Here is a 22,523-nt window from a genome sequence, read left to right on the forward strand (position 1 = left end):
CCTTCACTCGCACATCCATATCGTTCAGCTCCCCCGCAGACCGGCGTCCAAGACCGCACGCGCGATCGGCGCGGCCACCTTGCCGCCGGTAGCGCCGAGCGCCCGGTCCCCGCCGTTCTCCACGATGACCGCGATGGCGATCTTCGGGTTCTGCGCGGGTGCGAAGGCGATGTACCAGGCGTGCGGTGGGGTATTGCGGGGATCGCTGCCGTGTTCGGCGGTGCCGGTCTTGGACGCGATCTGATAGCGGGCAGAGGACTGGCCACCGGTGGTGTTGGTCTCCGACGCGATCATCAGATTCGTCAGCTGTGACGCTACCTGGGCGTTGAACGCTTGGCCGAGCGAGACCGGCTTGGTCTTGGACAATTCACTGAGGTCGGGCCCTTGCAGCTGGTCGACCAGGTGCGGCTCCATCCGGACGCCGCCGTTGGCCACGGTCGCCGCGATCACCGCGTTGTCCAGCGGGGTCAGCGCCACGTCGCGCTGTCCGATGCTGCTCTGGGCCAGCGCGGCGTTGTCGGCGATGGTGCCGACCGTGCTCTCCGCCACCGGAATCGGGATGCCCCGGTTCTCGCCGATGCCGAAGGCCGCGGCCTGGTCCTTGAGCTTCGCCGCACCGACCTTGACGCCGAGTTCGGCGAACGCCGTGTTGCAGGAGAGCCGGAACGCGTCGTAGAGCGAGGCGGTCGGGCCCGAGCCACAGGTCGAGCCGCCGTAGTTCTCCAGCGTGGTGCTGGTGCCCGGCAGGGTGATGTTCGGCGCGGCGGTGAATTGATCCTCCGGTGTCGCGATGTTGTTGGCCAGTGCGGCCGCGGTGGTCACCACCTTGAACGTGGAGCCGGGCGGATAGGTCTGCGAGACAGCGCGATTCAGCATCGGCTGGCGCTCGTCGGCGCTGAGCTGCTCCCAGGACTGGGTGCCGCGCGCGCCGTCGTGGCTGGACAGCTGGTTCGGGTCGTAGCTCGGGGTGGACACCATGGTCAGGATCCGGCCGGTGCTCGGCTCGATCGCCACCACCGATCCGGTGAAGTTCTTGCTGGTCAGCTGGTCGTAGGCGACCTGCTGCATGGCCGGGTCGAGGCTGGTGAGCACGTTGCCGCCGCGCGGATCCCGGCCGGAGACCATGTCGACCAGCCGCTGTCCGAACAGGTGGCTGTCGGAGCCGTTGAGCACCGAATCCTCGGCCCGCTCCAGCCCGGTGGTGCGGTACTGCATCGAGTAGAAGCCGGTGACCGGCGCGTACGCCTCGGGGGAGCTGGGGTAGGTGCGCAGGTACTTGTAGCGGTCCTCGGTGGCGACCGAGTTGGCGAGCACGGTGCCGCCCGCGGAGATCTGCCCGCGCTGGCGGGAGTACTCGTCGAGCAGCACCCGGGAGTTGCGCGGATCGGCGCGGTAGTCGTCGGCCTTGATCACCTGTACGTAGGTGGCGTTGAGCAGCAACGCGACGATCATCAGCATCACCGCGATGGCGACCCGGCGTAGGGGAGTGTTCACGTCGCAGGCCCCGCTTCCGATCGGCCCGCGTCGGGCTTGCGCAACAGTTCGGTGGTCATCTCCGCGATCGGGGCCGCGGGCACGGCCTTGCGGGCCGGCGCCGGCGCGCGCGCCGCGTCCGAGACCTTGATGAGCAACGCCAGCAGCGCGTAGTTGGCCAGCAGCGACGAGCCGCCGTAGGACATGAACGGTGTGGTCAGACCGGTCAGCGGAATCAGCTTGGTGACACCGCCGACCACGACGAACAGCTGGATCGCGACGGTGAACGCCAGGCCCGCCGCGAGCAGCTTGCCGAAGCTGTCCCGCACGGCGAGCGCGGTGCGCAGGCCGCGCACGATGAGCACCAGGAACAGCACGAGCACCGCGGTGAGCCCGATCAGGCCGAGCTCCTCACCGATGGTGGTGATGATGAAGTCGGTCTTGGCGAAGGGCACCTGATTGGGGCGTCCGCTGCCCAGGCCGGTACCGGCCAGGCCGCCGGTGGCCAGCCCGAACAGCGACTGGGAGATCTGGTAGCCGGTGTTGTTGTAGTCGTCGAACGGGTGCAGCCAGGTCTGGGTGCGCACCTTGACGTGGCTGAACGTCTGGTAGGCGAAGAAGAAGCCGAGGGTGAGCAGCGCGCCGCCGATGATCAGCCAGCCGACCCGCTCGGTGGCGATGTAGAGCATCACCAGCACCGTGCTGAAGATCAGCAGCGAAGTGCCCAGGTCCTTTTCGAAGACGAGCACGCCGACGCAGACGATCCAGACCACCACGATCGGGCCGAGATCGCGCCCGCGCGGGAACTCCATGCCGAGCAGGTGCCGCCCGGCCGCGGTGAACAGGTCGCGCTTGGCCACCAGCACCGAGGCGAAGAAGATGATCAGCAGGATCTTCGCGAATTCGGCGGGCTGGATGCTGAATCCGGTGATCTTGATCCAGTTCTTCGAGCCGTTGATCTCGGAGAATCGAGCAGGCAGCACCGCGGGCAGGGCCAGCGCGATCAGTCCGACCAGGCCGAGGGTGTAGCCGTAGCGGGCCAGCGTGCGGTAGTCGCGCAACACGATCAGCAGCACGACGAACACCACCATGCCGAGCGCGGTCCACAGGATCTGCTGATTGGCGTCGGGCGAGGGCATCGACCACGAGTTGTAGGCGGCCTCTTGCTGATCGGCCAGGTCGAGCCGGTGGATCAGCACCAGTCCGAGTCCGTTGAGCAGCGCGACGATCGGCAGCAACAGCGGATCGGCGAACGGCGCGAACCGGCGCACCGCGAGATGGGCGACCCCGAACAACCCGAGAAAGGCCAGGCCGTACTTGGCGATGTCCCAGGTGACCGATTGCTCCTGACTGGCCTCGACCAGGAACAGCGAGACCGTCGTGATCACCGTCGCGCCCGCGAGCAGCAACAGTTCGATGTTGCGTCTCGTGCTCGGCGGCGGCGCGGGAGCGAAGCCGCCGGGAGGACTGGGAAAAGCCCCAGCGGACGGCGGTGCCGGCGCGGACATCAGTCCGTCACCCGGCAGTTCTCCCCCGCGATCTGGGGGTTCGGCGACGCGGACGCCGACGGAACCGGGGTCGGCGTCTTGATCTCGGGGCCCTTCGCCTCACCGTTGCCGGGCACCGCGGGCGGTGCGGGGTCGGCGGTCGGGGCGGCAGCGGTGCTCGGCGCGCCGGGGGTGGGCGCGGGCGGAGCGGCCGGCGGCGAGGACTCCGGCGTCGGCAGCACACCGGGCTGCGGCACCGAGGTCTTCGCCGGGCAGGCGGGCAGCAGCTCGCCCTGCGAGATGGACCGCATCTGCTCCTTGGCCCGATCCAGCGAACCGGGCGGCAAGCCCTTGCCGACCTGTTCGCGACCGGTCTGCTTCAGGTCGGTGACCTTCAGCTGCTTGCACGAGGACGGCAGGTCGGCGCCGGGATCGACCAGGGACAGCTCCCCGGTCTTGGTGACGCAGCCGACCAGATTCACGTCGTGGATCGAGTAACCGAGCACCGAACCGGGTAGGCCGCGCAGGATCACCACCGAGCCGTTGTCGGCGCCGACGTAGTAGTTGCTGCGAATCATCTTGTAGCCGACCAGCAATCCGACGCCGACCGCGACCACCAGCGCGAACGCCAGGACGATCCAGCGCAGCTTGCGCGCCTTGCCCTTCGGCTCCGGCTCGGGTGTCGCGGCGGCCCGGCGGGGCGCGGCCCGCGGCGGCCGCATGGCTGCCGCGCGTCCGGCCGCGGTGTTCGGCGGCGGCGTGTCCTCGTCCACCCCGGACGCGGCGCCGGCCACGATCGGATGGCTCTGCCCGTAGTCGAGATCGATCACATCGGCGACCACGACCGTGACGTTGTCCGGTCCGCCGCTGCGCAACGCGAGTTCGATGAGCCGGTCCGCGCATTCGTCGGTGCTGCCCTCGCGCATGGTGTTCGCGATGGTCTCATCGCTCACCACGTCCGAGAGGCCGTCCGAGCACAGCAGATAGCGGTCCCCGGCGCGCGCCTCGCGCATGATCAGCGTCGGCTCGATCTCGTTGCCGGTGAGCGCGCGCATGATCAGCGAGCGCTGCGGGTGCGTGTGCGCCTGCTCCGGGGTGATCCGGCCCTCGTCCACCAGGGACTGGACGAACGTGTCGTCCCTGGTGATCTGGGCCAGCTCGCCGCCGCGCAGCATGTACGCGCGGGAATCGCCGATGTGCACCAGGCCGAGTTTCTTGCCGGCGAACAGGATCGCGGTGAGCGTGGTGCCCATCCCGTCGAGTTCGGGCTCCTCCTCGACCTGATCGGCGATCGCGGCGTTGCCCTCGCGGGTCGCCGAATCGAGCTTGCCGAGCAGATCGTCGCCCGGTTCGTCGTCGTCCAGATGGGCCAGGGCGGCGATCATCAACTGCGACGCCACCTCGCCCGCGGCATGGCCACCCATGCCGTCGGCGAGTGCGAGCAAGCGCGCACCCGCGTAGACGGAATCTTCGTTGTTGCCCCGGACGAGTCCGCGGTCGCTACGCGCTGCGTAGCGGAGAACGAGTGTCACGATCGCAGCTCGATCACTGTTTTGCCGACACGGACAGGAGTGCCGAGCGGAACCCGCACGGCAGTGGTGACTTTCGCGCGATCGAGGTAGGTGCCGTTCGTCGAGCCGAGGTCTTCGACGTACCAATCATCGCCACGCGGGGACAGTCGCGCATGTCTGGTCGAGGCGTAATCATCGGTGAGCACCAGCGTGGAGTCGTCCGCACGCCCGATCAGCACCGGTTGGGTGCCTAGCGAGATGCGGGTGCCGGCGAGTGAACCTTGAGTCACCACAAGAAATTTGGCGCCCTTCTGGCCCCGGCTGAAGGAGGGCAGCACCGCGGAACCGCGTGCGGCCCTGGGCTGTATCCGTATGCCGGATGCCGCGTAGATGTCGCTGCGCAAGGTGCGCAGCACCGCCCACACGAACAACCACAACAGCAGCAGGAACCCCGCACGGGTCAGTTGCAGGATCAGTCCCTGCACGGCGTTCCACCTCCTGTTCGACCGTGTATGTCGGTGCCGTAGGTGCGGTTCGACCACCCCCACCAGCATGCTGGTCTTGCCGACCCCGGTACCGGAGACGTGCGTGTGTTGGCAGCATCATAGGGCCGTAGGTCGAATTCGATCACGATACGACCGACGAATCCTTGATGGCCAAGTCGTGACCTGCATCGCGAGCTTACGGGATCAGACGATACGGATCAGGATCTCGGAGTGCCCGGCGCGGATCACATCCCCGTCGGCGAGCTGCCAGTCTTGCACGGGAGAACCGTTGACCAGCGTGCCGTTGGTGGAACCCAGATCCGAGAGCATCGCGGTCTGCCCGTCCCAGCGGACCTCGATGTGCCTGCGCGAGACGCCGGTATCGGGCAGCCGGAAGTGCGCGTCCTGGCCGCGGCCGATGATGTTGCTGCCCTCACGCAACTGGTACGTGCGGCCGCTGCCGTCGTCGAGCTGAAGAGTCGCCGAGTAGCCCGATCCCGCCTGCGGGGCAGCCGGATACGCGGGCGCGGCGCCATAGCCGGGCTGCGCGCCGTAACCGGGCTGCTGCGAGTAGGCCTGGCCGTAACCGCCCTGGTCGTCCTGGCCGTAGGCGCCCGGCTCGGAGTACGTCTGGTCGCCGTAACCGGGCTCCTGGTAACCCTGCTGGCCGTAGCCCGGCTGGGCGTAGCCCTGGCCTTGCTGGCCGTAGGCCGGATCCGCGTACGCCTGATCGCCATAACCTTGCTGGCCGTAGCCCTGCTGCTGGCCGTACCCCGGCTCCTGGTAGCCCGGCTGGCCATACGCGGCGGGCTCTTGGTAGCCCGGCTGTCCGTACGCAGGCTCTTGGTAACCCGGCTGGCCGTACGCGGGCTCCTGGTAGCCCTGCTGGCCGTAGCCACGATCGGCGTAGCCCTGCTGCTGGCCGTAGCCCGGCTCCTGATAGCCCGGCTGGCCGTAGGCCTGGCCACCCTGCTGGTAGTCGTAGCCGTTCTGGTAATCGCCGTAACCCTGCTGGCCGTCCGGCGCCGCGCCACGCGCGTAATCCTCGCGGTACGCGCCGTTCTGCGCTCCGCCGCGACCGGCAGGCGGAGGGGCGTACCCGCGGTTGCGTGGATCGGACTCCGCGGGCTCACGGCTCGGGTCATAGCCTGAGTTCTGCGTCATGGGGCCAGCTCCTGGTTGCGGGTTTGCAGGTCGTTGTGGCGTGGGTTCAGGGCCCCGAGCTGCTGTAGCTCCGCGACCGACGTCCGGGTCGACCCGGCCGCTAGCCCTGAACTGTCCGGTGTGCAGCGTAGGGGATGCCTCGAACGCCACGTGTACTTCGCCGTAGGTCTGCCAGCCTTGCTCGCGGATGTAATCCTGCAGGTGTTTGGCGAACGCGCGGGTGGTGAGGTCGTGATCGGCGTCCAACTGCTGGTGATCGGAAGAATTGATCGTGATCACATAACTGTTGGGCGCCAACAGATGTCCGCCGTCGAGCTCTTGGACATGATCGGCAGCCTCGCGTTGCAGCGCCGCCTCCACCTCCTGGGGCACGACGTTGCCGCCGAACACTCTGGCGAACACATCACCGACGGCGCCCTGCAGACGACGCTCGAACCGTGAAACGATGCCCATCTCGGCCTCCCTTCGGTGAGCGTCTCTTCTGCTGATTCGTAACAACGACACACGTGTATGGCGTGTCGCGTATCGAGCACGTTCATTGCATGATATCCACGATCGTCCACACCTGTAACTCTTGGAAAGATCAGCAGGTTCCCGCGCTTGTCCAGCCCCCGCGTCACGGCCCCCCACACGCGATTTCGTGCTGACGCGAGGTGCGTGATACTGTCTCCGAGTCGCTCGGGCGAGTGGCGGAATGGCAGACGCGCTGGCTTCAGGTGCCAGTGTCCTTCGGGACGTGGGGGTTCAAGTCCCCCTTCGCCCACTTCACTCGTGGAAGGCCCATGCTCACACAGAGCGTGGGCCTTTCTCGTTTCGTCATTTCTTGTGGGGGCGGGCCCCCACACCCCGCCTCGGAGGGGCTTTGCCCCCCGAACCCCCCCATTCCTGAGTCGCATACATTTCGATGGCTCTTCTGCGTCGGTGCTCGAGTGCGGAGGGTCTGGGTGGGACGGATTCCTTGTGTGGCGCATCGTTTGAGGTCGGGTCGCGTCGGAGGCTTTTGGGGTGTCTGGTTCGGGGGCTGATCTTTCTGTTCTGAAGTAGACGCTGCCATTTCGAAGTAGCTGAAGGGGTTTCGGCTGGGGTGGGGTGTGTGTCGCAGCACAGGGGGACGGTCAGGCGTGTCGGGTTGGGGTGGGGGCTTGTCGGTGGGGGTTGTTCGGGTGGGGGCGTGGGCTATGTAGTAACAGCACTGGGTGGGGTTGGAAAAAAGGGACGAGCGGGCGGTTGTTCGGTTGCGGGGGCCGAGTTTGCTGGCAAACCCATCCGTTCGCTGTTCGGTAACGAACGTGCAATGGGTCTTCTTCCGCTGTGAGCTTGCCGGCGGACATTGCCGATATCGGGGGCCTCGGCGCTGGTATCGATCGCTCGGCCGGAGGAGAGGTGCTTGTGGTCACAGGGGGTTCGGTTGTTACGGGCGGGCGGGTTGCGGTTCGGGCGCGCGAGATCGTGGAGCTGGTTCGGCGGCCCGAGGTTGCTTTGACCGTGGTGCGGACCGAGGTGGGTTGTGCGCCGGGGGTTGTCGCGGGCGGGGATCCAGGCGGTGGGGTGGAGGTTTTGGGGGTGCTGCCTGCCCTTTATCCCGAGCGGCTGGGGGATCCGACGTTCGGGGCTACGCATGGGGTGCGGTTTCCGTATGTGGCGGGAGAGATGGCCAATGGGATTTCGACTACGCGGATGGTTTCGGCGATGGCGCGGGGGCGGATGTTGGGGTTCTTCGGGGCGGCGGGGTTGGGGGTGGGCGAGGTCGAGGGGGCGGTGGCGGAGCTGGTGGGGGAGCTGGGGGCGACGGGTAGTTGGGGGGTGAATCTGATTCACAATCCGGCTGAGCCGGGTGCCGAGGATCGGGTGGTGGATCTGTTGCGGCGGTTCGGGGTGGGGAAGGTTTCGGCTTCGGCGTTCATGGATCTGACGCCTGCGGTGGTGCGATGTGTTGTAGCGGGGTTGTCGGCGGGGGCGGACGGGCGGGTTCGGCGGGGGGTGCATTTGTTCGCCAAGGTGTCTCGGGTCGAGGTGGCCGCGAAGTTCATGGCGCCGGCGCCGGTGGAGATGCTGCGGCTGTTGGTGGGGCGGGGGCAGATCACCGAGACGCAGGCGCGGTTGGCGACGGGGATTCCGCTGGCCACGGATGTGACGGTGGAGGCGGACAGCGGCGGGCACACAGACAACCGGCCGATGACGGTGGTATTGCCCGCGGTGCTGGCGTTGCGGGACGAGCTGACGCGGCGGTACGGGTATCGCGAGCGGGTCCGGGTGGGGGCGGCGGGCGGGCTGGGCGATCCGTCGGGAGTGGCCGCGGCCTTCGCCTGCGGCGCGGACTATGTGCTGACCGGCACGGTGAATCAGCGGGCGGTGGAGGCCGGATTGTCCGATGCGGCAAAGGAACTCCTGGCCCAGGCGGATCTGGCCGATGTCGGCATGGCGCCGGCGGCGGACATGTTCGAATACGGCGTCAAGGTGCAGGTCCTGCGGCGCGGCACGATGTTCGGCGCGCGGGCGGCCATCCTCTACGAGGCATATTCCACATATGCGGGGCTCGACCGTATTCCGGGGCCGCTGCGCGCCCGGATCGAGCGCGACATTCTCCGGGCGGGCTTCGACGAGGCCTGGGCACAGACGCGCACGTTCTGGGCGCACCGGGATCCCGACCAGGTCACGCGGGCGGAGACGGACCCGAAACATCTGATGGCACTGGTGTTCCGGTCCTATCTCGGTCGCTCCAGCAAATGGGCGATCACCGGAGACCCGGACCGGCGGGCCGACTATCAGATCTGGTGTGGCCCGGCGATCGGCGCATTCAATCGGTGGATCGCCGATACCCCGCTGGCCGAGCCTGCGCAGTGCACGGTCGTGCAGATCGGCCGGAACCTGCTGGCGGGCGCCGCAGTAGTGGCCCGCGCACAGCAGTTGCGCAGTTTCGGCGTTCCGGTGCCGCGCAGCGACGTGTATGTCCCCCGGCTGCTGTCCTGACCCGCGCGAGGAAGGGAGTTTCATGACCACTGTCGAGACGGTGCCCGTGGCGATCGTCGGGATGGCGGCGCTGATGCCGGGCTCCCGCGATCTGGGCGAGTTCTGGCGCAACATCATGGCCGGGCGCGATCTGGTGACCGACGTGCCGACCTCGCGCTGGTTGATCGACGACTATTACGACCCGGATCCTGCCGCGGCGGACAAGACGTACTGCAAGCGTGGGGCGTTCATGCCGGAGCTGCCCTTCGATCCTATTGCGCACGGCATGCCGCCCAACACACTGGAAGCCACCGACCCGAGCCAGCTGCTCGCCATGCTGGTGGCCGAACAGCTCATTGCCGACGTGCAACGGAACCTGGCCGGTCCGATGGATCGGGAACGGACCGGCATCGTGCTCGGTGCCGGCGGGACGGGCCTCATGGGGACCATGGACGCCAGGCTGCAGAAGCCGGTGTGGCTCACCGCGTTACGTGAAGCCGGTGTGCCGGAGGGGCAGGCGCAGGACATCTGTGCGGGGATCGCCGCGCAGTTCGTCGAATGGCAGGAAGCCAGTTTCCCGGGATTGTTGTCCAATGTGATTGCCGGTCGGGTCGCCAATCGGTTCGATCTGCACGGTCCGAACTGCACGGTGGATGCGGCCTGTGCGAGTTCGTTGGCCGCGATCTCCGCCTCGGTGAACGCGCTGTCGCTCGGGCAGGCCGATCTGATGTTCTCCGGCGGCGTCGACGCACTGAATACGCCCTTCATGTATCTGTGTTTCAGCAAAACGCCGGCACTGTCGCGGACCGGTGACTGCCGCCCGTTCTCCGCCGATGCCGACGGCACGCTGCTCGGCGAGGGGGTCGGCATGGTCGCGCTCAAGCGACTGGCCGACGCCGAGGCCGCCGGTGATCGGATCTACGCGGTGATCCGCGGCATCGGCAGTTCCTCGGACGGCCGCGGGAAGGCGATCTACGCTCCGGCGCCGGACGGGCAGATGCGCGCCCTGCGGCGGGCCTACGCGGCGGCGGGCTATCAGCCGGACACGGTGGAACTGGTCGAGGCGCACGGAACCGGAACCAAGGCGGGTGACGTCGCCGAATTCGCCGCGCTCCGAGAGGTGTTCGCCGCGGCCGAACCCGATGCGCGCAACTGGTGCGCCCTCGGCTCGATCAAATCCCAGATCGGCCACACCAAGGCCGCCGCGGGGGCAGCCTCGATCATAAAAACGACGCTTGCCTTGCAGCACAATGTTTTTCCACCGTCGATCAAAGTGGATCGGCCGAACCCGGCGCTGGACATCGAGACCAGCCCGTTCTACCTCAGCACCGAGGTCCGGCCCTGGGTGCGGTCCGCGGATCAGCCGCGCCGCGCGTCGCTGTCGAGTTTCGGCTTCGGCGGCAGCAACTTTCACGCCACGCTGGAAGAATATCGACCGTCCGGAAACGGGCGCGCGGCGCAGACCCGTGCCGTGAGTTCCGCGGAGCTGGTCTTGTGCAGCGCGGACACGACGGACGAGCTCGCCGTGCAAACCGAGGAACTGCTGTCAGCGGGCACCCGGTTGCCGGAGATCGCCCGCATGAGCAGGCGGCAGTTCGATCCTGCTCAGCAGATTCGGCTTGCCGTTGTCGCCGCGGAGGTTTCGGACCTGCGCCGTCACCTCCGGCAGACCCTCGCGGCGGTGACCCGCAATCCGCAGCGGTCGTTCGCGACGGGTGGCGTCAGCTATGAATTCGGCGCGGCCGACCCTGGTCCGATCGCGTTCGTTTTCCCTGGACAAGGCGCGCAGTACCCCGGCATGGGCGCCGATGTCGCGATGGCTTTCCCGGTTGCGCGCGCGGTGTGGGATCGGATCGCGGGACTGGACCTCGGCGATACGCCGTTGCACGACATCGTCTTTCCGCGACCGAGCACCGACGCACAGACGCTGACGCGATACGCGGAAACCCTCACCGATACCCGTTGGGCACAACCCGCACTGGCCGCGCACAGCTTGTCGCTGCTGGCCGTGCTCGCGCAATTCGGTGTGTCGGCACATCACCTGGCCGGACACAGCGTCGGCGAGTTGGTCGCGCTGCATGCCGCAGGCGTCCTCGACGAGGCAGATCTGCTCCGGCTCGCTCGACGCCGTGGCGAACTCATCGCCGCCACGGAGCCCGGTGGTGCCATGCTGGCGGTCACCGCCGGTCGAGACCGGGTCGTCGACGCGATCACGCGGGCGGGTCTGGTCGACGCTTGGCCGGCCAATCTGAATCATCGACGGCAAACCGTCGTCTCTGGTACCGAATCCGCCATCGCGACCCTGGAGAGGGCCTTCGCGACCGCCGGAGTGACCTGCCGCAGGCTCGCTGTCTCGACCGGGTTCCACAGTCCGCTGGTGTCCTCCGCCGTCGAACCGCTGCGGGAGTTCCTGGACACGCTGACCATCGCGGCACCGCAGGCGCACGTGTACGCGAACGCCGACGCGCAGTGCTATCCCAGCGAGCCCGCGGCCATCGCGGACCGCGTCGCAGGCCATGTCGTCGCACCGGTCCGTTTCGCCGACGAGATCGAGGCGATGTACCGGGACGGCGTCCGGACCTTCGTCGAGGTCGGCACCGGCGCTGCGGTGACCGGGATGCTGGACGAAATCCTGCGTGACCGGCCGCATGTGGCGGTCAGTGTGGACCGCAAGGGGCAAGACGGCGTCTCGGCACTGCTCGGTGCGCTCGGCCGGCTCGCGGTGCACGGCGTGCCGTTGGACTTCGATACCGCGTGGATCCAGGACACCGAGGACTCCTGCCCGGTGCGGGCGGGCGCGATGTCGGTGGCGGTGAACGGCGCCGCCTACGGCCATCGTTACCCGCCGCAAAACCTCACCACCTTGCCGCCGCCCAATCCGGAGCCACCCGCCGTGCGCCCGGAACCCCAGCCGGATCTCGTCCTCGAGCAGAGAGCGACCATGACCTCGGATCAGCAGCAGCCCAACGAAACCCACGCGCTCCCGGCGGCCACTCGGCAGTGGTTCGATGTCGTCGCGGAGGCCCAGCAGCACACCGCCGAGGCGCACGCGGCGTTTCAGCAGGCGCTGTTGACGAGTCATCAGGCCTTTCTCCAGATGGCGGAGAACTCGCTGATCCGATTGGCCGCGCTCGGCGGATCCGGTGAAGGCGTGCCGAGCCTGACCGATCCGCTCTGGCAACCCGCACCGCTGCCGGACCTGGCGGTGCACGAGACAACTCCGCTGCCGCCTAACGAGATTCGGTCGGCAACTCCTCCGAGCAACGCGTCTGTGCCCGCATCTGCGGTCGGCAACGCGCCCCTACCTCCGCCCGTCACAGACATCGCAGCCCAGCCCGCACTCGCAACGGCCCAGGCCACCCTCGTAGAGGCGCAGCCTGCCCCCGCTCCTACGCCTACGGCCGCCGCCGCCGCGCCGAGTGTGGACGTGCTGCTGGAGATTCTGGCCGAAAAGACCGGCTATCCGGTCGAATTGCTCGACGGCGAGATGGATCTGGAAGGTGAGCTCGGGGTCGACTCGATCAAGAAGGTGGAGATCCTCGCGGCCGTGCGCAAGCGGGCGGATTGGTTGCCTGCCGCGGATTCGCCTGAGATGGCGGAGCTGTTCAAGCTCCGCACCCTCAACTCGATCGTCGCCAAGCTGTCCCTGGCGGGCGTGCCCGCCGCCGATCGAGACGGCTCGCCGACCGAGACCATCAGTGCCGCAACGGCTACCGCTGCCGAGCCGACCGCCGCGGCCACCCGGTTCGCGGTCCGCGCGGTCGCCGCTCCCGCCGGTGGCCTGATGCTCGCGGGTCTCGGTGACACGCCGATCATCGTCGTCGACGGTGGCAGCGGCCTCGCCGACGCGGTCGTGGCGGAGTTGACGAAGCGCGGGATGGTCGCGACCGCGGGCACTTCCGGCCCTACCGCCGCGGGCGCGGTGATCCTGCTGTCCGGAGCGGCCCTCGATGCGGGACCGGACGCGGCCCGGCACGCGCTGCGGGAGGCGTTCCGCTGGGCCCGCGCCGTGGCGCCGACGATGGAACGCGACGGCGGGGTGTTCGTCACGGTGCAGGACACCGGCGGCGGCCACGGCCATGCCGGAACCGACGGCGCCCGAGCGTGGTTCGGCGGACTCGCGGCCTTGACCCGCACCGCGGCGCTCGAGTGGCCCGCCGTCTCGGTCAAGGCGATCGATATCGCCCGCGCCGATCGCGACCCGGCGAGCATCGCCGCCGCGATCGTCACGGAGCTGTGCACCGGCGGTCCGACGGTCGATGTCGGCCTGGCCGCGGACGGCACCCGGACGACCATGGCGCTGATCGAAACGGCCGCACCGGCTTTCGGTGAGCTGCCGCTGGCTGCCGAGGCCGTGCTGGTCGTCACCGGTGGAGCGCGCGGCGTCACCGCCGCCGCCTTGCGTGAACTGGCCGCACTGGCGCGGCCGCGGCTGGCGATTCTCGGGCGTACGCCACTGGCCGACGAGCCCGCCGGGCTCACCGCGGCGACCGATGAACCGAGCCTGGTGCGCGCCCTCGCCGAACAGGCGGGCAGCGAACAACTCACACCGGCTCGGCTGGCCGCGACGGCGAAGGCAGTGCTCGCGGGACGCGAGGTCCGCCGCAACCTGACGCAACTGCGAGAGATCGGCGCGACCGTCCGCTATCTCTGCGTCGATGTCACCGACTCGAAGGGCGTGCAGAAGGCGCTCGCCGAGGTGCGGCGCGACTGGGGTCCGATCACCGGGATCGTGCATGCCGCGGGGGTGCTGGCGGACAAGCGAATTGCCGAGAAGACCGACGAGCAGTTCGAGGCTGTCGTGGCCACCAAGGTCGACGGTTTGCGGGTGTTGCTCGACGCCACTTCCGATGATCCGGTCGGGCTGCTGTGCGTGTTCTCCTCGGTCGCAGCCCGTTTCGGCAATCCGGGTCAGTGCGACTACGCCATGGCCAACGAGGTGCTCGAACACGTCGCGGTCGCCTACGGCCCGACCCGGCCCGGCTGTACCGTCCGGTCGATCGCGTGGGGTCCGTGGGACGGCGGCATGGTCACGCCCGCGCTGGCCTCGGCTTTTGCCCAGCGCTCGATCCCGCTGCTCCCCAGCGCCGTCGGCGCGGCCGCCTTCACCGCCGAATTGCGCTGCGGCAAGACAGACATCCGGACGATATGCACCGCAGGCAGTGGCCGGTTGGCGTCGGCGGAATCGCCGATTCGCGCGAAGATCGTCTTCGATCCGGTTCGGCACGCTCCGCTGGGGGACCACGTCATCGGCGGCACACCGGTGGTCCCGATCGCCATGGTGCTGGAATGGTTCACCGCCCTCACCTCGGCCGGTCGATCGAGCGCCGCCACCACGGTGCTGCGTGATCTCCAGGTATTGCGCCCCGCGACGCTCGACGAGCACTCGGCGTTGCTCGTCGAAGCATCCGCATCCGCCGCAGGCCGGGTTGTGGACCTGATCGGCGCGCGAGGACAACGGCACTATCGGGCGCACGCGATCACCGACGACCAGCCACGGCCGGTCCCGGCGGCCTGGCCGGCATCCAGCGACCGGACCCGACTGGACCAGGCCGAAATCTACGACGGCAGTGTGCTTTTCCACGGCCCGCTGCTGCACGCGCTGGAAACCGTCGATGTCGGTCCCGACGGCGCGACAGCGCAGATCGTCGGCGTGCGTGGGTTGGGCTGGCCCGCCACGGACTCCTGGTGCACCGACCCCGCCGCGCTCGACGGAGCACTGCAACTCGCTCTGGTATGGGCACACCAGGTACTCGGCGTCGCGATGCTGCCGATGTCACTCACCGAGTTCCGGCTCCACCGAAGCGGAACGGCCGACGGCCCACTGGAGTGCCGGCTGCGACGGGTCGAGGCGACCGACAGCCAGGCGACCTGTGACGCCATCCTGCTCGATCCGGACGGCGAGGTGCGCGCTGAACTGCTGGGCATCTCCCTGGTCCGCCGACCAGACCTCGGGTAAGGGCGACCACACCGTGACTTTCGAGCCCATCGCCATCGTCGGGCGAGGCTGTGCCTTGCCCGACGTCCTGGACGCCTCGACCCTCTGGGAGAACGTCCGCGACGGACACGTCGCGCTGTCCCCGGCGTGCCCGCACGACTGGCGCCTGCCGCCGGACTGGCTCGAACATGGCCTGGTCGGCCCGATACCCGCGATCGGTGGTTTCGTCCGCGGCTTCGATGAGGTCTTCGATCCGGCGGGTTTCCGGCTGCCCGCCGAGGAGATCCGGGGGTGGGATCCCGCCGTGCGCTGGCTGCTGCACGCCGGCCGGGCCGCGCTCGACGAGGCAGGCGGCACGGAACTACTGCCGCGCGCCGGTCTGGTGCTCGGCAGTCTCGGCTATCCCTCGCGGACCCAGTCGGCGCTCGTGGAGCAGGCGTGGCAGTCCCGGCTTCCGCTGCGGGCCAGGGTGATTCCCGAGTATGGTCCCCTCGACCCGCACATGCGGTTCTGGCCGGGGCTGCCCGTGCATTCGGCGAGCGCGGCCCTCGGTCTCGGTGGCACAGCGCTGGTCTTGGACGCGGCCTGCGCGTCCTCGCTGTATGCGATCAAACTCGCCTGCGATCGGCTGCACGATCGGCGTGCCGACCTGATGTTGGCCGGCGGCGTGAGCGGCGCCGACGGTCTGATGATCCATCTAGGTTTCGCCGGGCTTGGCGCGCTCAGCCCGACCGGGAGTTCCCGGCCGTTCCATCCGGACGCGGACGGCCTCGTCCCGGCCGAGGGCGCCGCGCTCGTCGCACTCATGCGGTATGCGGACGCGGTGCGGGGCAATCACCGGGTTCTCGGCGTGATTCGCGGGATCGGTCTGTCCAATGACGGTGCCGCGGGCGGGTTCCTGGCTCCGGCGCGGGCGGGTCAGGAACGAGCGATGCGCGCGGCCTATCGCGACGCTGGGCTCGATCCTGCGACGGTCACCCTGCTGGAATGCCACGCGACCGGCACGCCGCTCGGTGACGTCACCGAATTGGCCAGTGCCGCATCAGTGTTCCGCGGCTGCGCGGACCTGCCGTTCGGCTCGATGAAGGGCAACCTGGGCCACGCGCTGACCGCCGCCGGAGCCGCCGGTCTGCTGAAGGTGCTCGGCGCGCTGCAATCAGGTATCCGGCCGATATCGCTGGGCGGCAACGAGATCACCGATGTGCCGACCGGGTCGTCCTTGCGGTTGCTGCACACCAATGAACCGTGGGCGGGACCGCACCGGGCCGCGATCAGCGCTTTCGGTTTCGGCGGCAACAACGCGCACCTGATCGTCGACGGTCCGTCGGAGCCCGTCGCCATCCGGCCGTACCGGGTGCCTGCGGCGCATGCGGAAACCGCGGCGCACGCGGAACAGGTTGCCGTCGTGGCCATCGGTGCGCGAGTGGGTGCGGGTGAATCGGCCGCCGATCTGAGCGAGGCTCTGCTCGCCGGAGTCGGTACCCGCCGCCGCGAGCGGATCGACCTCGCCGTCGAGGGTTTGCGGTTCCCGCCCAACGATCTTCGGCAGGGCCCGGCCCAAGCCCTGGTGCTGGAGGCGGCGCGCGAGGCGGCGGCCGGGACCGCTTTGCCGCGCAACACCATGGTGCTGGTCGGCATGGGCTGCGATCCCCACGGGGCGCGCAGCCAAGCGGGCGCCCGCCACGCCTGCTGGGCGGCGCACTACGGCGACGGCCCGGAGACCGCGGTCGATTTCGGCGGGGACTTCTCACCCGCGTATGTCACCGGGTCGATGGCGAACATCTACGCCAACCGGATCGGCGCCCAGTTCGATTTCACCGGACCGGCTTTCGCCATCGCCGCAGAGGAATCGTCCGGGCCGATCGGCCTCCAGGAAGCCGCTCGCGCGCTGCTCGCCGGAGCGGTGGACGCCGCGCTGGTCGGCGCGGTGGAGCTGTCCGGCGAGCCGGCGCACAGCGCGGCCCTCACGGCTCTCGACCCCGAAGCCCAACCGGGCGACGCCGCCGTGGTCCTGGCGTTGAAACGGCTCACCGACGCCCGCCGCGACGGGAACGACGTGCTGGCGATCCTGGATACCGAGGCTGGCCCGGCCGACCTGTCCGTCGGGCCGGGAACCGAGTTCGACGTGCGCGACCTATTCGGCAGCGCACACGCCGCGACCGGATTGGTCACTGTCGCGACGGCCGTTTTCGCACTCCGGCATCGGGCGCGATTCCGGGTCGGTCGCGCGGCGAATCCCGCGCTCGCCGCCGACACCGCGGCGGCGATCGTCGCCTTGCCGGACGGGTCGCCGATGCATCTTCGGTTGCGCGCCGGCGACCGAGCCGGTGCCCTGGCGACGCGGACCGGCGTGCGGGTGTTCTCCGGCGCGGATGCCGAGCAGGCGATCGCGGCACTCGAAGCCGGACAGCCGTCGAACCGCGGCCCGGCTCGACTCGCGGTCGTGGCCGAATCGGTGGCCGCGGCCGCGCTCCGGTCCGGAGCTGCTCGACAGTGGTTGCTGCACCGCGGATTACGGCCGCCGGGGATGGCGTTCCGGTCCGCTCCGCTGGTCGGCGAGACCGCCTTCGTCTTCCCGAACGGCTCGGCCGCCACCGCAGGGATGGGCCGGAGTCTGCTGCTGGCACTGCCGAACCTGGTCGATGCGGTCAGCCGGCGGTTCGGTGGTCTTTCGGCCTCCGCCGATTGGGTCTACGCCGATACCGCGCCGGCACCGAGCGCGATCGATCGGATACAGGCCGTCACCGGGCTCGCGGCGATCCACGCGGCGGTCACCCGGGACGTGCTCGGCATCGAGCCGTCCGCCGCCATCGGATACTCCTCCGGGGAGTCGACCGCGCTGCTGGCCCTCGGCGCGTGGACCGATCCGCAACGGATCCTGCGGGTGATCCGCCGGAGCGAGTTGTTCAGCCGGGACCTGGCCGGTGACCTGCGCGCGGTGCGCCGCGCCTGGGCCGAAGCGGGTGTCCCCGGCGAACATTGGCGCACCTACCTGGTCGGAGCCGGCGCCGAACGGATCCGCGCGGCGATCGAGGACCAGCCCGCCGTACACCTCATGACCATCAATTCCCCGGATACCTGCGTGATCGGGGGCGAGGAACGGGCGGTCGCCGCCGTCCTGACCCGCCTCATCGATGTGCCGGCCCTCCCCGTCGACTACGAGATGGCCGCTCACGCACCGGAACTCGCCGCGGTCCGCGACGAGTGGTACCGCGTGCATCTGCACCCGGTCGCCGAGGTCGCCGGGACTCGTTTCTACAGCGGCGCAACGGGAGAGCCGTACCCGCTCAGCTCCGCGCGGGTGGCACAGGCGATCACCGATCAGGGGCTGGGCACCGTCGATTACGTCCGGCTCATCGAGCGAGCCTATGCGGACGGTGTCCGGATCTTCGTCGAGCACGGTCCAGGCAGCATGTGCACCGGGTGGATCACGCGGATTCTCGGCAAGCGCGAGCATCTCGCCGTCGCGTTGGACGCGCGGCCCGACGATGCGGTGGCCGGTTTGTACACCGCCCTGGCCGACCTCGCCGTGGCCGGTGTCGCCATGAATCTGCCCGCGCTGGAACGCATGCTGGGCAGCGCGCCGGAATCGGGCACGTCGCCCGTTGTCCGCAAGGTGCCGATCGCCGCGCGCACTGGCCCGGTGCACCTTGCCGGCACCCCCTCGGCGGCCGATATGGCAATCGCCCCGATCCTGACCTATCCCGGTGACGACGCCGAGATCCGAACCAGCCCGCCCCGGATCGGCGCGCTGGCGAGCGCGCAGTATCGGTTGATCACCGTCGCACACGCACGACATGTCGCTCTCGCGGCCGAGGCACACCAGCGATACCTCGCGCATTCCGCGCGCCTGCTGTGCGCGAGTACCCGAACCGGCACCGCCCCATCAGAACCGGCGCGACCGACCACGACTCTCGTCGAATCCCCCGCACAGCAGGCGGGTTCGCGGCCGGATCGACCAGGCCCGACCTTCGATCGTGCCGACCTGGAGCGCCTGGCCACCGGCCGAATTTCGGAATTCTTCGGATCGACCTTCGCGGCGCAAGACGACGACGCACGGCAGACCCGGATGCCGGGACCGCCGATGCTGCTCGCCGACCGGGTCACCGGCATCGATGCGGAGCCCGCCACGCTGGGCACCGGCACCATCTGGACCGAGACCGATATCCGTTCCGGCAGTTGGTATCTCGACCACGCAGGGCGTATGCCACCCGGACTGCTGGTCGAGGCGGGTCAGGCGGACCTGCTGCTGATCAGCTGGTTGGGGGCGGACCTGGAAAACCGCGGGCGGCGGGTGTACCGGCTGCTCGGATGCGAGGTGACCTTCCACGCCGGGATGCCCTCGGCCGGAACGCTGCTCGACTACGAGATCCGGATCATCGATCACACGGCCGATGGAGCACGGCGGCTGTTCTTCTTCGAATTCGACTGCCGGGCCGACGGTAAGCGGCAACTCAGCGTCCGGAACGGGCAGGCGGGATTCTTCACCGACGAAGAACTCGCCGCGTCCGGCGGCGTGCTGTGGGACCCGTCCGATCGAATCCCGGAGGGGGCGGCCGACCCGGTGGCGATTCGCGGTGACCGGACCTCGTTCACCCGCGAACAACTGCACGCCTTCGCGGCGGGCCGTCCGGTCGACTGCTTCGGCCCCGGCTGGCGGATGGCGAACACGCATGTGCGCACGCCCCGAATTGCCAAGGGACACATGCTGTTACTCGACGAGGTCACGGAATTCGACCCAGCCGGGGGGCCGTGGGGTCGTGGATATCTGCGCGCTGTCCGTGCCGTACATCCCGAGGACTGGTTCTTCGAGGGCCATTTCCACAACGACCCGTGTATGCCGGGGACGGTGATGGTCGACGCATGCGGGCAGGCGATGTCGTTCTACCTCGCGGCGGCCGGATTCACCGTGCAACGCGACGCGTGGGTATTCGAACCGGTGCCGGAGCAGCCGTACTCGATCCGCTGCCGCGGGCAGGTCACTCCGCAAAGCCGCGGCATGGTCTACGAGATTTTCGTGTCGAGCCTGGTCGGCGGGCCGCTCCCCACCCTGCACGCCGATGTCTTGGTCACCGTGGACGGAATCAAGGCGCTGTACGCCAAGAACTTCGCCGTGCGGTTGGCACCGAGCTGGCCGCTGACCGATTGGGAGAACTCAGGTCCGGCCATTACCCAGCGCACGGGCGACCTGGTTCCGTTGGCCGCACTCGGCGGTCTGCGAGGTCGGCCGAACGACGAGCGGGCGGCCGATATCGACGGATTCCCCCTCGACCATCGATCCCTGCTCGCCTGCGCGTGGGGTATGCCCAGCGAGGCGCTCGGCCCGGCCTACCGCCGCTTCGACGACGGGATACTGCGGAGCGCGCGCTTACCTGGTCCGCCCTACCATTTCATGACGCGCGTCGTGGCGGTCACCGGCCCCTATGCCGGTTTCGAGACCGGTAGCAGCGCGGTAGTCGAATACGACGTGCCAACGGACGTCTGGTATTTCACCGAGAATCCGGCCGGGACCATGCCGTTGTCGGTACTGATGGAAGTGGTTTTGCAACCCTGTGGCTGGTTGGGCGCCTACGTCGGCAGCTTCCTGCGCTCCGACACCGAGGTGTTCATCCGAAATCTGGACGGGGACATCGCCGTCCACACCCAGGTGGGGCCGGCAGCCGAACGGATCAGTACCCGCGTCGAACTGCTGTCGATCGCCGAACTGCACGGGATGATCATCGAGACGTTCCGTATCGAATCCCGAGTAGACGGCGCGCCTTTGGCGACCGGCACCACCGTGTTCGGCTACTTCAGCACCGCCGCGCTCGCCGATCAGGTGGGTATCCCGCCCGCCGAAGCGGACCGGGCCGAACTCGAGCTGCCGTGCGACTATCGCGGCACGCCGCGCCGCCGGGGCATGCCGGGGCCGATGCTGCTGATGATCGATGCGATCACCGGTTACTGGCCCGAGGGTGGTCCGGCCGGCCTCGGCCGGGTGCGCGCGGAGAAGACGGTCGACACTCGTGACTGGTTCTTCAAGGCGCACTTCTTCCAAGACCCGGTGATGCCGGGTTCGCTCGGCGTCGAAGGCGTTGCCCAAGTGGTGCAGTGGTTCATGCTGGAACGTGGGCTCGGCGCCGGGCTGACCAATCCTCGATTCGACGCCGTGGCAGCGGATCGGCCGTTGCGCTGGAAATACCGCGGCCAGGTCGTGCCCACCGATCGCACGGTGACCATCGAGGTCGACATCCTGGAGATCGCGGACCACCGTCCGGCATCGTGCACTGTTCTCGCCGACGCCTGGCTGTGGGTCGACGGTCGTCGGATATATCAGGTGCCGAGGTTCGCGACGACTCTGACGTCCGGACCGCCGCCCACCGAAGCCTTCGAGCGCCTCGACGTGGCGGTCGACACCTGGTTGAACGATCACCGACCGACGTTCAGCGTGCCGACCCTGCCGATGATGTCCACGATCGAGCGATTGTGCGCGGCCGCCGAGCGATACACCGGGGTCCCGGCGGCGGGAATCGCCGAAGTCACCCTCTCCCGGTGGATTCCGGTCGCACCGACGGCACTGCTGCGCACCCGGGTGCGTGAGACTTCGCGCGGGCCGATGGTGACGCTGGCCGCGTGGCGGGCCGCGGCGCGACCCGAGCTGTCCCGCTTCGAGGACGTCACCTCAGCCGAGATCCGTACCGAGGCCGGTCAGCGGCCGGAGCCGTTTACCGCGCTGCCGGACGCGGTCGTGACCGCGCCGCCGTACGGGACCGGGTCGCTGTTTCACGGTCCGGCGTTTCAGTATTTGACCGAGCTGCGCGTCGGTCGTTGCGGCGCAACCGGAATCGTGGACTGCGCCCGCGGCAGTGTGCCGACCGGCGTGCTGCCGCAGGGGTTGCTCGACGCCATGATTCACGTCATCCCGCACGATGCGCTCGAGCGCTGGAGTCCCGACATTCCGGCCGGTTGTGTCGGGTTTCCGCACGGCGTCCGCGATCTCGGGATCTACGAGCCGATTCCGGAGCACGGGGTGCTGCGCGTGGAGGCGCGATTCGCCGGAATGGACGGCAGCGATCCGCTGTTCGATCTTCAGCTGCTGCTCGCCGACCGCGTGCTGCTCGCGCTGCGATTGGTCGATCGGCTTTTTCCGCTCGGTGGCCTCGCAACCTTGACTGCCGAGCGACGACTTTCGTTCCTCCGCGACCGCGATCCGGCGGGTGGCGCGGGATTGTCGCGCACGCAGGCAGACGGCACGACCGTCCTGCGCCCCGTGACAGTGCTGCCATGGGGCGCCCTTCCCGGCATGTTGGAGCAGATATACCAACTGCCCGCCGATACGCGGCGCGTCGATCTGGTGGCGCTCATCGCCATGAAAGAGCACATCGCGCGGCAGGCGGGCCTGCACCCCGCCGTGATCGTCTGCGATCCGCGCACCCGGACAGGTGTGGCGGCCGGTAGGCGCTATTCGCTGGACGTTGTGCAGGACGCCGAGAGCGTCCGGGTGTCGGACCGCGCGCACCTGGCCGAGGACCGATGA

8 protein-coding genes and 1 tRNA gene are annotated in these 22,523 nt (G+C 68.9%); 4 read left to right on the forward strand and 5 right to left on the reverse strand.

Features of this window, described 5'->3' with window-relative positions:
* Window positions 1-24 precede the first annotated feature (24 nt).
* The 5 genes from AB0M22_RS14755 to AB0M22_RS14775 form a co-directional block, all read right to left on the reverse strand.
* Window positions 25-1,494 (reverse strand): penicillin-binding protein 2, encoded by a 1,470-nt coding sequence (locus AB0M22_RS14755; RefSeq protein WP_364725728.1) that lies wholly within the window; start codon window positions 1,492-1,494, stop codon window positions 25-27.
* A complete protein-coding gene (locus AB0M22_RS14760) occupies window positions 1,491-2,981 on the reverse strand; it encodes an FtsW/RodA/SpoVE family cell cycle protein (RefSeq protein ID WP_364725731.1) in 1,491 nt (496 codons plus the stop codon). Before AB0M22_RS14760 ends, AB0M22_RS14755 begins: the two co-directional genes overlap by 4 nt.
* The gene (locus tag AB0M22_RS14765) at window positions 2,981-4,492 is read right to left on the reverse strand and encodes a PP2C family serine/threonine-protein phosphatase (protein ID WP_364725734.1); all 1,512 of its coding nucleotides are present in this window, start codon (window positions 4,490-4,492) and stop codon (window positions 2,981-2,983) included. The genes AB0M22_RS14760 and AB0M22_RS14765 overlap by 1 nt, the downstream gene beginning before the upstream one ends.
* Window positions 4,489-4,956, reverse strand: a complete 468-nt coding sequence (locus AB0M22_RS14770) for an FHA domain-containing protein (protein WP_014980860.1) — start codon at window positions 4,954-4,956, stop codon at window positions 4,489-4,491. The genes AB0M22_RS14765 and AB0M22_RS14770 overlap by 4 nt, the downstream gene beginning before the upstream one ends.
* 204 nt (window positions 4,957-5,160) lie before the next feature.
* Window positions 5,161-6,573 carry an FhaA domain-containing protein gene (locus AB0M22_RS14775; RefSeq protein WP_364725737.1) on the reverse strand — a complete coding sequence of 471 codons (1,413 nt, stop codon included), beginning with the start codon at window positions 6,571-6,573 and terminating at the stop codon, window positions 5,161-5,163.
* A gap of 227 nt (window positions 6,574-6,800) precedes the next feature.
* Between AB0M22_RS14775 and AB0M22_RS14780 the strand changes: the two genes are divergently transcribed.
* From AB0M22_RS14780 to AB0M22_RS14795, 4 genes are all read left to right on the forward strand, one after another.
* A tRNA-Leu gene (locus AB0M22_RS14780) sits at window positions 6,801-6,883 on the forward strand.
* Window positions 6,884-7,509: 626 nt separating this feature from the next.
* Window positions 7,510-9,090 (forward strand): PfaD family polyunsaturated fatty acid/polyketide biosynthesis protein, encoded by a 1,581-nt coding sequence (locus AB0M22_RS14785; protein ID WP_364725740.1) that lies wholly within the window; start codon window positions 7,510-7,512, stop codon window positions 9,088-9,090.
* 22 nt (window positions 9,091-9,112) lie between these two features.
* The gene (locus AB0M22_RS14790) at window positions 9,113-15,028 is read left to right on the forward strand and encodes an SDR family oxidoreductase (RefSeq protein ID WP_364725743.1); all 5,916 of its coding nucleotides are present in this window, start codon (window positions 9,113-9,115) and stop codon (window positions 15,026-15,028) included.
* A gap of 13 nt (window positions 15,029-15,041) precedes the next feature.
* A complete protein-coding gene (locus AB0M22_RS14795; protein WP_364725746.1) occupies window positions 15,042-22,523 on the forward strand; it encodes a beta-ketoacyl synthase N-terminal-like domain-containing protein in 7,482 nt (2,493 codons plus the stop codon).

Origin of the sequence: Nocardia sp. NPDC051756 (genome assembly GCF_040681495.1) — a bacterium.
GTDB lineage: Bacteria > Actinomycetota > Actinomycetes > Mycobacteriales > Mycobacteriaceae > Nocardia.

Coding starts and splice junctions, on each gene's coding strand:
- AB0M22_RS14760 (WP_364725731.1), bottom strand. CDS start 2,981: ATGTCCGCGCCGGCACCGCCGTCCGCTGGGGCTTTTCCCAGTCCTCCC.
- AB0M22_RS14775 (WP_364725737.1), bottom strand. CDS start 6,573: ATGGGCATCGTTTCACGGTTCGAGCGTCGTCTGCAGGGCGCCGTCGGT.
- AB0M22_RS14790 (WP_364725743.1), top strand. CDS start 9,113: ATGACCACTGTCGAGACGGTGCCCGTGGCGATCGTCGGGATGGCGGCG.